Annotated in this window: 12 protein-coding genes; 3 read left to right on the top strand and 9 right to left on the bottom strand. The window is 45.7% G+C overall.

All coding sequences use genetic code 11. The features are described 5' to 3' along the window. Positions 1-257 precede the first annotated feature (257 nt). The gene (locus H8S54_RS05225) at positions 258-2,516 is read right to left on the bottom strand and encodes a hydratase (RefSeq protein ID WP_186901056.1); all 2,259 of its coding nucleotides are present in this window, start codon (positions 2,514-2,516) and stop codon (positions 258-260) included. Positions 2,517-2,717: 201 nt separating this feature from the next. On the opposite strand from H8S54_RS05225, the gene H8S54_RS05220 reads away from it, so the two are divergent. Further along, positions 2,718-2,984, top strand: a complete 267-nt coding sequence (locus H8S54_RS05220) for a hypothetical protein (protein ID WP_186901055.1) — start codon at positions 2,718-2,720, stop codon at positions 2,982-2,984. A 46-nt stretch (positions 2,985-3,030) separates the two neighbouring features. Here H8S54_RS05220 and H8S54_RS05215 read toward each other — a convergent pair whose 3' ends face one another. From H8S54_RS05215 to H8S54_RS05180, 8 genes are all read right to left on the bottom strand, one after another. Further along, entirely contained in the window at positions 3,031-3,624 is a 594-nt protein-coding gene (locus H8S54_RS05215; protein WP_186901054.1) for a hypothetical protein, read from the bottom strand. A 2-nt stretch (positions 3,625-3,626) separates the two neighbouring features. Beyond that, positions 3,627-4,388, bottom strand: coding sequence for a ribonuclease H1 domain-containing protein (locus H8S54_RS05210; RefSeq protein WP_186901053.1), 762 nt, complete (start codon positions 4,386-4,388; stop codon positions 3,627-3,629). Positions 4,389-4,527: 139 nt separating this feature from the next. Next, positions 4,528-5,484, bottom strand: coding sequence for a D-2-hydroxyacid dehydrogenase (locus tag H8S54_RS05205; RefSeq protein ID WP_186901057.1), 957 nt, complete (start codon positions 5,482-5,484; stop codon positions 4,528-4,530). 141 nt (positions 5,485-5,625) lie between these two features. Next, on the bottom strand, positions 5,626-6,255 hold the full coding sequence (locus tag H8S54_RS05200) for a hypothetical protein (protein WP_021926553.1): 630 nt from the start codon (positions 6,253-6,255) through the stop codon (positions 5,626-5,628). Positions 6,256-6,489: 234 nt separating this feature from the next. Continuing rightward, on the bottom strand, positions 6,490-7,857 hold the full coding sequence (locus tag H8S54_RS05195; protein WP_173765645.1) for a UDP-N-acetylmuramoyl-tripeptide--D-alanyl-D-alanine ligase: 1,368 nt from the start codon (positions 7,855-7,857) through the stop codon (positions 6,490-6,492). 67 nt (positions 7,858-7,924) lie between these two features. Then, positions 7,925-8,959: a D-alanine--D-alanine ligase family protein gene (locus tag H8S54_RS05190; protein ID WP_021926551.1), complete on the bottom strand. Its 1,035-nt coding sequence runs from the start codon at positions 8,957-8,959 to the stop codon at positions 7,925-7,927. Positions 8,960-9,031: 72 nt separating this feature from the next. Next, entirely contained in the window at positions 9,032-10,432 is a 1,401-nt protein-coding gene (locus H8S54_RS05185; protein ID WP_186901052.1) for a L,D-transpeptidase family protein, read from the bottom strand. A gap of 123 nt (positions 10,433-10,555) precedes the next feature. Continuing rightward, entirely contained in the window at positions 10,556-11,836 is a 1,281-nt protein-coding gene (locus H8S54_RS05180) for an aminotransferase class I/II-fold pyridoxal phosphate-dependent enzyme (protein WP_117851263.1), read from the bottom strand. A gap of 303 nt (positions 11,837-12,139) precedes the next feature. Here H8S54_RS05180 and H8S54_RS05175 point away from each other — a divergent pair, with 303 nt between their 5' ends. Beyond that, the gene (locus H8S54_RS05175) at positions 12,140-13,003 is read left to right on the top strand and encodes a class I SAM-dependent methyltransferase (RefSeq protein WP_021926544.1); all 864 of its coding nucleotides are present in this window, start codon (positions 12,140-12,142) and stop codon (positions 13,001-13,003) included. A gap of 142 nt (positions 13,004-13,145) precedes the next feature. Beyond that, positions 13,146-13,337, top strand: coding sequence for a hypothetical protein (locus H8S54_RS05170; protein ID WP_021926543.1), 192 nt, complete (start codon positions 13,146-13,148; stop codon positions 13,335-13,337). The last annotated feature ends 106 nt before the right edge of the window (positions 13,338-13,443 follow it).

Genomic DNA, 13,443 nt, shown 5'->3' with positions numbered 1-13,443 from the left:
AGATGTGTATAAGAGACAGATATTACCATGGCTTTCCATATTTGTCAACACTTTTTTAAATATTTTTAAATTAATTCTGTTTTATTTTTTATAGTCGTTTTTATATCTGTTATTTGTTTTAATATTTATAATTATTCTGAATATTTATAAAAAGCATGTAACTGCAAAAGGGGGCAAAAAGGGCAGCTCTGTCACTGCTGTAACAGAACTGCCCATGGACCAGAAAGGAACCTAAATAAGGGTTCCTTCCCTGCGTTTTATTTTCTGTTGTAATTGATCAGACAGCCTTTGAGGATGATTTCTCTCTCATCATCTGTCAGCTCGCCAAGTGTTACGGTAAACGGAACCATCTTGTCCTCTTTTACGGTATATCCGGTAATGCTGTCTGCTTTCTCCTCAACGGCCTTGCGGACTCCCGGGAAGAACAGGTAGTCGCCGTTTGCAAACGGAAGGTCGCCTGCCGGAATAAGGAATGGAAGCATGCCCCAGTTGATCAGGTTGGAACGGTAACGCTTGGTTGCATACTCATTGGCAATGTTTGCCCAGCCGCCAAGTACCTTCTGGCAGGAAGCAGCCTGCTCACGGGCGGAGCCATCTCCTGGCTTCACGGCAAAGATCGTGCTTCCAACGCCAAGGTTACCTTTGCCTACTTCCGGATACTCTTTGTGTACGGTTTCCATAACCGATTTCAGCTCTGGCAGTACATCCAACGGACATTCTCCATTCTCTATAGCATGCTCTGCTTTCTGTACCTCTTTGGCACGTCCTACATAAGCCGGGTCTTTTCTGGAAAGAGTGAACTCGGCAAGTCCCAGAGGATTGGAACGATAGGAGGATGTCTCACCGGAAGGAATCAGCTCATCTGTGGTAGTTACCGGATCATGAATCTCGGATACAACCTTCAGCACCAGATTCTCTGCAAGTGCAGGCATCTTTGGCCAATCCTTGATGTTCGGTCCAAACTGAATCTCAACAGACGGATCAGCCACACCCTTGCTGTCAAATACGCGGTTTGCATAAATATTCTTATCAAAGAAATACTTCTGTCCTCTGTATTCGCCTGTGAAGTTCTCTGCAGAGGTCAAAAAGCCCTTGTTCGCTGCAGTGGCTGCAATGGAACGTGCATCCATAAGTGCAACGGAAGAAATCTGACCGTTCTGGATTTTGGAGCCTTCACGGTTCGGGAAGTTTCTTGTAGTATGACGGATACTGAATGCATTATTTGCAGGAGTATCACCAGCGCCAAAGCAAGGTCCGCAGAATGCAGTTTTTACAACTGCACCTGTCTCAAGAAGGTCTGCCAGAACACCGTTTTTAGCCAGTTCCATATAAATCGGTGTGCTTGCCGGATAAACGCTTAGGGTGAATGCATCTGCACCGATGCTGGTGCCACGGAGAATATCAGCTGCTGCACAAATATTCTCAAATCCGCCGCCTGCGCATCCTGCGATGATTCCCTGATCTACATAGAGCTTGCCGTCGATTACTTTATTTCTCAATGTAAACGGAACCTTACCGTCCAGACTGATCTGTGCCTTCTTCTCAACATCTGCGAGAATATCGTCCAGATTTGCATTCAGTTCATCAATTGTATATGTATTGCTTGGATGGAACGGCATTGCGATCATTGGCTTGATCTCACTAAGGTCGATTTCCACGCAGCCATCATAATATGCAACATTGCCTGGCTTCAACTCCTTATAGCCTTCTGCTCTGCCGTGGATCTCGTAGAATTCCTGAATCTTCTCATCAGTCTGCCAGATAGAGGAAAGACAGGTAGTCTCTGTGGTCATAACATCCACACCGATACGGAAATCTGCGCTTAAGCTTGCAACACCAGGTCCTACGAACTCCATAACTTTATTCTTCACATAGCCATTTCCAAAAACCTTGCCGATAATAGCAAGCGCAACGTCCTGCGGTCCAACACCTGGGCGTGGTGTGCCTTTCAGATAAATGGCCACAACACCTGGCATGTTGATATCATAGGTCTGGGAAAGAAGCTGCTTTACAAGCTCCGGTCCGCCCTCGCCCATGGCCATGGTTCCCAGTGCACCATAACGGGTATGACTGTCTGAGCCAAGAATCATCTTACCGCACTCAGCGAGCATTTCACGGGCAAACTGATGAATAACGGCCTGATGAGGCGGAACATAGACACCGCCGTATTTCTTCGCACAGGTAAGACCAAACATATGGTCATCTTCATTAATAGTTCCACCTACTGCGCAAAGAGAGTTATGACAGTTGGTGAGAACGTAAGGAACCGGGAAACGATCCAGTCCGGAAGCCCGTGCAGTCTGGATAATTCCTACAAAGGTAATATCATGAGATGTCAGCTTGTCAAATTTAATCTGAAGCTTGTCCATATTACCTGAGGTATTGTGGGCACTTAAAATGGAATACGCAATGGTATTTCTGGCTGCTTCTTCCTGGGAAACCGGAAGCTGTGCCTTGGCTGCAGGAATAATTTCCTGTCCATTATTAAGATACACGCCTGTATCATATAATTTCATAATAAAGCTCCTCCTAATGTGAATATGATTGATAGATGACGAATATTACCGTAATTATAGTAGATTTCTCACCAAGAATCAAGCACAAACACTTTAGTACGCTAAAAAGTATTTCTGCAGTTCTTACTTTCCGGTTGCAACTTGTGTAAATCAATGTTATGGTAATAACTATTAATTGCAAAACAATAGGAGGTGTTCTATATGTTCCGCCTGTGGGGAAGGATCTGGAAAGACAACCATATGTTAAAAGACACTGTAATCTGTGATGACCGCCAGGAAACCAGGACACATAAGGTTTTTTACTGCCTGGAACAGATTTGTTATGAACTGGATCTTGGCAATCCTATCTGGCTTGAAACCACTGTCCGGGATTTCAAAAAGCACAGCAAGACACGGTTTTATCAGGATAACTTCATTGAGCAAATTGACTTCGATTATCTGGAAATTCAGGTGATTGAGGAGGATTAGATGCGGCAGGGGGATTACAGATGTATGGTCTGTAATCCCCCTTTGGTTATGAGTTTGAATTCTTTTTGTTTTTTGCCTGGCGTTTTCTTTCTTCGTAGAGGCGGCAGCGTTCGTTGCGGGCTTCGGTTTTGGCGTCTATCAGTTCTTCTCGTTTCACTCGATCACTTTTTTCAACCTTTACGCCCCATTGCTCTAACTGCGTAAGTATTCTGCTTCGCTCTTCCTTGTTTTTCCAAGTAATGTGAAAATCTTGTAAATAATGAATTTCATATGGTATCTCACTAAGCATCTTGTTCGTAAGCTGCTTTCCTCTCCAGTTTACAGTTCTAGTAGAAAAAGCTAATATATGAGAGGCTTCTCTCCTTCCACGAAAGCAATCATAAGCCAGCCGTACTTCTCCCCATTTGTATTCTTTTTTCATCCAAAATAATACAACCGTACATCCTTCTGGAGTTAAATAAATAACTCTAAATTCACCGATTACCCCAACCGTTAAAAAAGCAGAAAACGGAGCGTACACACTTCCCAGAAAAATATACCCTGAGTCCTCTGCCCCATGAACAAATAGCCAAACAGTAACTGCCCACCATCCAGCTATTATCAATACCTCTACCCACAGCCAACGTGTTTTAAATTTCATCTCTATATCCCCAGTGCTGATTTTGCAAGCTGATCGGCCATGTCGTTGTATTTGTCGTTGGAATGGCCTTTTACCTTTACGAAGTGAATTTTTACTTTCTTAGAGGCAGCCTGGTAGAATGCCTGGTAGATCTGGGTGCCAGATTTGTTGGCTTTCCAAGCGCCGGTGCACCATTTGGCAATGCCCTCGTAATCGTGATAGATGGTAATTTCGGGAATATTGTGATCCATAGCATACTGCATAGCGGCTTCGGAGCCTTTGATTTCTCCTGCCACGTTGTGCATCAGTGCCAGTTCTTTGTCTGTCATTTTTTGACAGAAGGTATGCTCTTCCCCGTCCTGGAGGATCACCATTCCGTAGGAAAACTCACCAGTGTCTGAGCGGTAGCTTCCGTCTACGTAAGCTATCACACCCCCTGATGAATTTTGGCTGGGCATTCTATTGCCAGCTGCAACACCGCAATTAGCAGACGCATTGCTTCTGACTGCATATTTCGTTCCAAACGCTCCACTGCCAACTGCTGCGTCTCCTTGTCTTCCAGCTGCACTTATCACATCTGACGCCCCACCACCTGCTGCATCACCTTTATTCCCGGGCGCTGCCTGCGCACTCTCACCGCCGACAAAGGCCTTCGCTTCCTCCATAGTCCCGAAACTCTTAAACTCCGCCCCGGAAAATCCGGTCACCTGCTTCTGGCACTCTGCCCAGGTTGCAAACACTCCTGTTTTTCTTCCTTTTCTCACTGCATAGTATTTCTTCGCCATGTAGCCTCCCTGATTCCAGCTTAAAATCGGTTACTGTTCATCTCGTGACCAGTAACCAAAACTTCTCACATCTTTTCCCCCATTATAACTGTCCCTTTCACTCTCTTCAAGAAGGAATCGCTGCATGTGTATTTTTCTCTTAATAAACCCGGTTTGTTGCATCCCCATTCTGGAAGCGCTGAATGTTTTTAACTACCTCATCTACTACGCGGAAGCGGGTTTCTTTGGCTGCCCAGGCAATGTGAGGGGTGATGATCAGCTTGTTGCTGTCCTGGATTTTCAGAAGAGGATTCTCCGGGTCCATGGGCTCTTTGCAAAGCACATCCAGGCCTGCTGCCCCAATGGAACCTTCTGTAAGAGCGGTATACAGATCTGCCTCATTGACGATTGCACCTCTTGCCAGGTTCAGAAAAATGGCGGTCTTCTTCATCTTGCGGAAATTTTCCAGGGTCATCAGATTCTCTGTATAAGCATTCAGTGGTGCATGTACAGACACAATATCAGACCGGGAAAGAAGCTCGTCCAGGCCTACCTGCTCATAGGTGGTATTGTATTTGCTTCCGGATGCGGAATAGCACAGAATATGGCATCCGAAGGCTTCCGCAATCTGCGCCACCTTCCTGCCGATGGCTCCAAGGCCAATGATTCCCCATGTTTTTCCATCCAGTTCAAAGAAATTCTGGGCAAAATGAGAGAAGCAGCTTCCTCTGGAGTACTCGCCGGATTTTACATAATTGTCATAATAATTCAGTTTCTCCAGCACATAGAAAAACAGGGCAAAGGTGTGCTGCGCAACTCCGTTTGTGGAGTAGCCTGCAACATTGTATGCGGCGATTCCTCTTTTTTTCAGATAGTCACCGTCAAGGTTGTTAAAACCAGTGGCAGTCAGGCACACCAGCTTCAGGTTCTTCGCTTTCCCGATGGTCTCCTCACAGATTGGCACCTTATTGGCTACGATCACATCTGCATCCAGAGTCTTCGCTTCCATCTCATCTGCGGTTGTTGTGCGGTAAATTACCACTTCTCCAAGAGCTTCAAATGGAGTGAATACCATATCCTCGCCCAAGCTGTCTGCTTCCAGAATTACAATTTTCATCTCATTGTCCTCGCTTTCTTTTGTTTTGATCATATAATACTGCAATCGTTCCGATATCTAAACCAATTTGTAACGGAACAATCTTTGAATCTAACCTCTTAAAAAGGCGCAGGAATGTAACTCCTGCGCCTTTGCTGATTGCTATGCCATAAATTCCCGAATGATTTCTCTCATGATCTTCTCTTCCTCAGGTGTAAGCATTTTGCTGAAATGGCTGCCAGATGCGGCAGTCTGTTTAATGCTGCTTGTGATCCGGTCGATCACCTCTTCCTGGAGAACCGGATCTGTCTTCTTTCCTGCCGGAATTTCCTCTGCCCAGGTGCGCATCTGCTCCACATAATCTGCAAGGGTGTTTATCACCAGTTCTTCTTTGTAGGAAAAGTCCAGTGCCTGGCGCAAAAGCAAAAGCGCCACCGGAAGCGTGGCTCCCACATACAGATACGTAAGGGGCAATCCCTCCTCCAGCTTCAGAACTGTGGAAAAATAAACGGCAAGTCCAAGAAGCGCTATGGATATAAGCGCCGGATACCACACCAGACGGTTCATCCTATGCAAAAGCCTGTCCCTGGTTTTCCAAAGGTTTAGCCATTTCTCTTTCAGATTCACCTTGCCTGTGATGCCCCCATTTTTACTTCCTGCTTTCCTGCTTCCAGTACTTTTTAACATTCTTCTGTAGGTGAGGTTTGTTGCCAGCATTCCAATTGCTCCCACAGCCCCAATGGCTGCCATACTGTAGAGCAATATATGCAAGTCCATGATTTTTTCCAGCATAATGTCCTCCTTCACAGATAAGCTTTAAGAACATTATACCTCTATGTACATTTATGGGAAACATAATTCGTTCGTCAAATTCCTGCCAAAGCTGCGCTTTTTCCATGTCTGCTTTGCAAATCTGACGTTTTCCCACGAGATCTCTCATCGGCAGCTGCGGCGCTGGCCAAAATACTACATACCAAACTCAAGTCATTCCATATGGCTGCTGCTTATATTACAAATGTATATGCTTTACATCTCCTGCAGCTTCGCAACCACTTTCTCGAACTGCATAAAATGAGATGCCTTTACAAGGATCGTATCACCTGTTTTCACATAAGAATCCAGATGAGCCAGAAGGCTGTCTCTGTCCGGTTCTTCAATGACAGTAAGCTGCGGATTCTTTCTTGCTTCTTTTGCAATATTTGCAGAAAGAGCCCCGGTGCAGATGCACACATCAATTCCGCACTGTGCAGCATGCTCTCCAACCTCTGCATGAAGCTGCACTTCATTTTCACCAAGCTCACCCATGTCTCCAAGAATTGCTACTCTTCTGCCGGCACCATCCTTCAGCACATCCAGGGATGCTTTCATAGACATAGGATTGGCATTGTAGCAGTCATCTACGATCAGGAAACGGTCGGTCTCGATCATATGGAATCTGCCGCTGATAGCCTCCAAGGTCTCAATTCCATGGCGGATCTGCTCCAGGGTAAGTCCATAGATTCTTCCCACTGCAGTAGCTGCCAGCGCATTGTACACCATGTGACGTCCCGGCATTGGAATATCGGTCACAAAGGACTCTCCTCCCACATGAATGCGGCAGGTCATGCCTTTCAGGCCTCTGCTTACAATCTCGTCTGCATAAATATCTTTATCCGCTTCCATGCCGAAGAATACAGGCTTGATGCCCTCATATTCCTTAACCGTGCAAAGCTTGTCGTCATCACCGTTCAACACAATGTGACCATCTTTTTTCAGGTATTTGAAAATCTCGGTTTTTGCTTTCAGGACACCGTCTCTGTCGCCCAGATTTTCCAGATGGCAGGTACCGATGTTTGTGATCACGCAAGTATCCGGTCTTGCAATCTTCGCCAGGCGGGTCATCTCACCGAAATCGCTGATTCCCATTTCCAGAACTGCGATCTCATCCTCATCACGAAGACGGAAAACAGTGAGGGGAAGTCCCAGCTCATTGTTGAAATTTCCCTGGGTTTTCAGAGTACGGTATTTCTCCTTCAGAACGGACGCGATCACTTCCTTGGTGCTGGTCTTGCCAACGCTTCCTGTGATTCCCACTACCGGGATCTGAAGCTGCTTCAGGTAAAACTCCGCAATGTCCTTCACTGCCTGAAGAGAAGATTCCACCTTAATGTATGGGAAATCTGCGTCTTCCAGAGTGCGCTCTGACAAAGTGGCGAGTGCTCCTGCTTCCATTACCTGGGGAATAAATTTATGTGCGTCCACACGCTCTCCCACAATTGGAACAAAAAGAGAGCCTGCTTCTATTTTTCTGCTGTCTGTTGTGATGGAGGAAACTTCCTGGTCCAGCTTGTCAGCCGGGCCGAAGTAAACGCCGCCGCAGACTTTGGTTATATTTTCAAGAGTCAGATTTTTCATTTTAAATTTTTCCTTACTTTATAGACTACAGTACCGGAGACAATTCCTGCCTCCGGTGCTTATGATTTTATTCGTATTTTTTCAGGGAAATACGGATCAGTTCCTCACAAAGTGTAGGATAATCCATTCCCAGTACCTTAGCTTCCTGGGGAATCAGGCTGGTTGGTGTCATGCCAGGAAGGGTATTTGCCTCAAGACAGTACATATCTCCGTTTTCTTTCATCATAAAATCCAGACGGCTGTAGCCTGTAAGCCCAAGTGCTCTGGCTGCCTTCACTGCATTTTCCTGCATCTTAGCGGTAAGCTCCGGAGAAATTTCTGCAGGACAGGTCTCAACTGTTGAACCGGCCTGATATTTATTCTTGTAATCATAAAAGCCCTGAAGAGGCGCAATCTCAATAACCGGGTAAGCCTTATCATCTACTACCGCAACTGAAAATTCGCGTCCTTTAATATACTCTTCTACAACAATGTCATCCTGGTACTGACTTGCATCCCCAAGAGCCTCCTCATATTCCTTCTGGTCATTTACAATATAAACGCCTACACTGGATCCGCCGCAGCTGGTCTTTACCACTACCGGGAAACTTAAGCCATGCTTTGCAATATCCTTCTCAAGAGCGTCTGTGGACATAGAGAAACCGCCTGGTGTCGGAACATTGTTCATCAGGAATACTTCTTTTGTAATGCGCTTATCCATTGCCATTGCGCTGCTGAGATATCCGGTTCCTGTGTAGCGGATTCCCATTAGGTCAAAGGCAGCCTGCACCTTGCCGTCCTCGCCGTTGGCGCCGTGAAGTCCCAGGAAAACAATGTCGCATGCCTCGCAGAGCTTCAGCACGTTTGGTCCGAAAAAGCTTCTGCGGGTTTTCTGCATCTCTTTGATCTGCGGGTTAAAACTCTTCATGTATTCTGCAGCTTTCTCCACATCATACTCAGCCGGGAACGGATTCTCCCAGTCTACATCCTCTACTCCGCAAAAAATATCTACCAGTATTGCTTCATGGCCTTTCTGGCGCAGTGCGCCACAGATTCCGGTACCGGAAACAATGGAAATCTCTCTTTCCGTACTGGTTCCTCCAGCCAAAACTACTATCTTCATGATTCTGCATCTCCTTGTCTGCGCTGTGCGCAATTTTGTTATGATCGACCCCATTTATCTGCGGACTTCGATTTATTCGTATACAACCACCGGCATGCCCACTTCTATATTGGCATAAATGGCTGCTGCCTTATCATACGGAACATTGATGCATCCGTGGGAACCGTCCCACTGATACATATTCCCGCCAAACTCCGTGCGCCATGTGGCATCGTGGATTCCTACATTTCCTGCAAAAGGCATCCAGTAAGTCACATTTGTCTCATAATCCTCTCCCGTAAGCACGGCCGGGGATTCCTTGGCATCCAATGCGTAGCAGCCTTCCGGCGTAGCGCAGCCGTCAATATTGGGATTGCCGCTTACAATAGGGGTATCCACAATAGGGGTGCCTTTCATATAAAAAACAAGGCGCTGGTTTGTCAAATCTATCTCTACATATGTAGAGCCAATATCATTGGTACCGCGGCTGTAGCCTGAATACAGATAAACAGGCTCACGTACCTGGGTAACACCACTGTTTATAGCTTCGATCAGTGCCTTAACTTCAGCATCCTGATCAATTACCCAGCCGTAATCGCCGCCTTTGATTTCTACTTCACGATTGTCATAGGTCTGAAAAGTTCTTGTCTGACCCATGGTATCATAAATCAGCCCTAAATTGGAAACATACTGGCGCACAAGTTTCTCGTCCAGGATCACATTTCCATCCTGATCATAGCCGAACCAGTTTTTGATCACAGTACGGTCTACTGTTTCTGTACGGTCAGCAAAATCATATGTAATGATGATATCACAAAGCTGATTCATTTTTTCACAATTAGCCTGAAGCTGTGTATCTGTACTGTATACAGAGGGCTTCAGGTAACAGCTTTCTTCTTCCAGATTCACAGAAGTCCTGCCGCGCAGCATAGCACCTGCGATCACTTCTTCTGTTTTGGTACGATCCAGGGCATTTCCTGTTACTTCAGGAATAATCTCGAAGCAATCACCTGTATCCTGAATCTGTGCATCCACAGGCTGCACAATATTATCCGCCTGCATGCACTTCAGAGCATCTACTGTCTGAGACATCATCTCAGTATTATAACTAAGAGATTCTGATATGTCGTAATTTTGATTTTGGTTAAATGCCAGAAACCAGGTGAAACGCTTCTGGTCTTTAATTAGTTTCCTGATAATTCCTGTAGAAACATAAGACAGGTCCACATCCTTTGCAGATATGGCTTCCTGTCCGTTCTTCATCGTCTTTACTGCAAGTACGTAAGCTTTTACACGCTGATCCAGAAGGCTCTCTGTATCCTCCCGGGTCATATAAGAGCAATTAAAACCATTTACCATAGAGCCAGGGAGAAAATGACTGGAAAAATAGTAAACGCCATATCCGTAAGCTCCTGCTGTGAGAAGCAAAAGCAAAACCACCAGTGAGATTACGATTTTTCTTCCTGTGCCTGCTTTTTCCTTATTTTTTGACATAGCTTCCTCCCTGACTGAATAGATAGAAGATTTCATTCACGTGCCAGACCTTCTGCCATCTGGCACTTTTACAGTCTATGCAAGGTTACACGCTAAAAGCCTCGTATAACGCAAGGTTTACGATTAACCCAGAAGTTTCTCTACACTTACAAGCTTCACGCAAAGCACGAATACCTGTGCCGCTTTGCCCAGATCTTCCAGTGTAGGGAAGGACGGTGCAATACGGATATTAGAGTCTTTTGGATCTTTGCCATATGGGTAGGTTGCACCTGCACCAGTAAGAACTACGCCTGCTTCTTTTGCTTTTGCAACGATTGCTTTTGCGCAGCCGTCTAAGGAATCAAAGGAAATGAAGTATCCGCCGTGAGGCTTTGTCCACTCACCGATTCCAAGTCCGCCAAGCTCTTTGTCCAGAGTATCCAGTACAAGCTCAAATTTCGGGCGAAGAATGTCTGCATGTTTTCTCATGTGTGCATGAAGTCCCTCAAGATCCTTAAAGAATCTCACGTGACGAAGCTGATTCAGCTTGTCATGTCCGATTGTCTGAATCTGCATATAGTTGCGGAAATCATCCAGGTTTGCCTTAGAAGCTGCAACAGCTGCGATACCGGAGCCTGGGAAGCTTACCTTGGAAGTGGAGGTGAATTTGTAAACAAGGTCCGGATTTCCGGCTTTCACACACTCACCGAGAATCTCAACAAGGAAATCCTGATTGTCATCATAAAGATGGTGGATGCTGTATGCATTATCCCAGTAAATACGGAAATCAGGTGCAGCTGGTTTCAGTCTTGCAAAACGCTCTACAGTTTCCTTGGAATAGGTATAGCCCTGCGGGTTGGAATATTTCGGTACGCACCAGATTCCTTTGATTGCGTCATCTTCGCTTACCAGTTTCTCTACCATGTCCATATCCGGTCCCTCCGGAGTCATAGGTACGTTAATCATTTCAATTCCAAAGAACTCTGTAATCTTGAAATGACGATCATATCCTGGTACCGGACAGAGGAATTTCACCTTGTCAAGCTTGCACCACGGAGTATTTCCCATTACACCCTGAGTCATGGAACGTGCAATACTGTCGAACATAACATTCAGGCTTGAGTTTCCGTAAATGATAATGTGTTCCGGGTCTACCTCTGACATCTCTCCAAGAAGACGTTTTGCTTCCGGAATACCGTCGATTACACCATAGTTACGGCAATCAACTCCTGTTTCGCATTTCAGGTTAGAATCGCCTTTCAGAACATCCATCATTTCCATGGAAAGATCAAGCTGTGCATTACTTGGTTTTCCTCTTGACATGTCAAGCGCAAGTCCCTGTGCTTTGATCTCTTCAAACTCTTTGTCCAGCTCTTTTTTCAGTGCCAGAAGCTCATCATGATTCATTTCGGTATATTTTTTCATAAATTCCTCCTTTGGCCAATGCCTGTTTGGTGTATCCTCCTCGTATATCCTGTCCATTTTAGTATGCTAAAGTGGCTGTTGTCAAGTGTTTTGCCGGATTTTACATGGCTTTCTTATAATAGGAATAAAATTCGCTTGTACTTTTACAAATTGCAGCCGTTTGACAATGAAACAAAATTGACGGGATTGGGGTTTTCTGCTATCATAAAAATGTTATGGACGATTCGAGATGCGAAAGGTCTGTACGAAATAATAGAAAATCATTTTACATGTCAATTTATAAAGAATGAGGTAAACAGAATTATGTGGATTGCAAATGGCTGGAAAGAATATGAAGTAATTGATACTTCCTGCGGCGAGAAGCTGGAGCGATGGGGAAACTATCTCCTTGTGCGTCCGGACCCGCAGGTAATCTGGGATACCCCCAAGACAGAGCCGGGATGGCGCAAGATGAATGCACATTATCACCGCAGCTCCAAGGGCGGCGGCGAGTGGGAATTTTTTGATCTGCCCCAGCAGTGGGATCTCCATTACAAGGATCTGACCTTCCATCTGAAACCCTTTAGCTTCAAGCACACAGGGCTTTTCCCGGAGCAGGCCGTAAACTGGGACTGGTTCGGCGACAAAATTCGTAAAGCAGGAAGACCCATTAAGGTTCTGAACCTTTTTGCCTACACAGGTGGGGCCACTCTTGCGGCAGCTGCTGCCGGAGCTTCTGTCACGCATGTGGATGCTTCTAAGGGTATGGTCACATGGGCTAAGGAAAATGCCGCGGCAAGCGGTCTTGCTGACGCTCCTATCCGCTGGCTGGTGGATGACTGCGTGAAATTCGTCGAGCGTGAGATCCGCCGTGGAAATCACTACGATGCCATCATTATGGACCCGCCTTCCTATGGAAGAGGCCCCAAGGGCGAAATCTGGAAAATCGAAGATGCTATTCATCCGCTGGTGAAGCTTTGTACCAAAATTCTCAGCGATGACCCTCTGTTTTTCCTGATCAACTCCTACACCACCGGACTTGCTCCAGCTGTGCTGACCTATATGCTGGCAACTGAAATGAAGAAATACAACGGCCACGTAGATTCCCAGGAAATTGGTCTTCCGGTGAAGTCCAACGGACTGGTTCTGCCCTGCGGTGCTTCCGGACGCTGGGAAGCCAATGAATGATATCCCTGAATCTGCTCATGGCTGTTATTCCGTAATTTCATATTAAAATTAACCAAAAATCTCACGCTCTTTTTTCAGATATTTTCCATTGAATGTGATAATTTTTCGCATTATAATCACAGTAAAAAGGAGCGTGATTTTTATGTCCGAAAAGACAAATACAGACAGCAAACTTCCCTACACCTGCACCTCTGCTTATGACCGTGAAGCATGTAAGGGCTGCGTCTGTTCCACCTGCTATGAACAGGAATTCTGTGACAGGTGCAGCACCTGTGAAAAGCAGTCTAAGCGCAAAGAGCGCTGCAATGCTTACGAGGGAGCATACAACTACTAGAGTATGTCTGAGAGGTTCTAAAGAATGCCTAGATGGCTCTAAACTAAAATAAGTCTGAATACAGCTTTCCGAGATTTCGGATATGGTAACTGTACTCAGACTTATT

Origin of the sequence: Blautia segnis (assembly GCF_014287535.1) — a bacterium.
GTDB classification, from domain to species: domain Bacteria; phylum Bacillota; class Clostridia; order Lachnospirales; family Lachnospiraceae; genus Blautia_A; species Blautia_A acetigignens.
Note: the sequence above shows the minus strand (reverse complement) of the source record. Positions and strands in the feature narration are given on the sequence as shown.

Coding starts and splice junctions, on each gene's coding strand:
- H8S54_RS05205 (WP_186901057.1), bottom strand. CDS start 5,484: ATGAAAATTGTAATTCTGGAAGCAGACAGCTTGGGCGAGGATATGGTA.
- H8S54_RS05195 (WP_173765645.1), bottom strand. CDS start 7,857: ATGAAAAATCTGACTCTTGAAAATATAACCAAAGTCTGCGGCGGCGTT.
- H8S54_RS05175 (WP_021926544.1), top strand. CDS start 12,140: ATGTGGATTGCAAATGGCTGGAAAGAATATGAAGTAATTGATACTTCC.
- H8S54_RS05170 (WP_021926543.1), top strand. CDS start 13,146: ATGTCCGAAAAGACAAATACAGACAGCAAACTTCCCTACACCTGCACC.
- H8S54_RS05185 (WP_186901052.1), bottom strand. CDS start 10,432: ATGTCAAAAAATAAGGAAAAAGCAGGCACAGGAAGAAAAATCGTAATC.
- H8S54_RS05220 (WP_186901055.1), top strand. CDS start 2,718: ATGTTCCGCCTGTGGGGAAGGATCTGGAAAGACAACCATATGTTAAAA.
- H8S54_RS05200 (WP_021926553.1), bottom strand. CDS start 6,255: ATGCTGGAAAAAATCATGGACTTGCATATATTGCTCTACAGTATGGCA.
- H8S54_RS05215 (WP_186901054.1), bottom strand. CDS start 3,624: ATGAAATTTAAAACACGTTGGCTGTGGGTAGAGGTATTGATAATAGCT.
- H8S54_RS05225 (WP_186901056.1), bottom strand. CDS start 2,516: ATGAAATTATATGATACAGGCGTGTATCTTAATAATGGACAGGAAATT.
- H8S54_RS05210 (WP_186901053.1), bottom strand. CDS start 4,388: ATGGCGAAGAAATACTATGCAGTGAGAAAAGGAAGAAAAACAGGAGTG.
- H8S54_RS05190 (WP_021926551.1), bottom strand. CDS start 8,959: ATGAAGATAGTAGTTTTGGCTGGAGGAACCAGTACGGAAAGAGAGATT.
- H8S54_RS05180 (WP_117851263.1), bottom strand. CDS start 11,836: ATGAAAAAATATACCGAAATGAATCATGATGAGCTTCTGGCACTGAAA.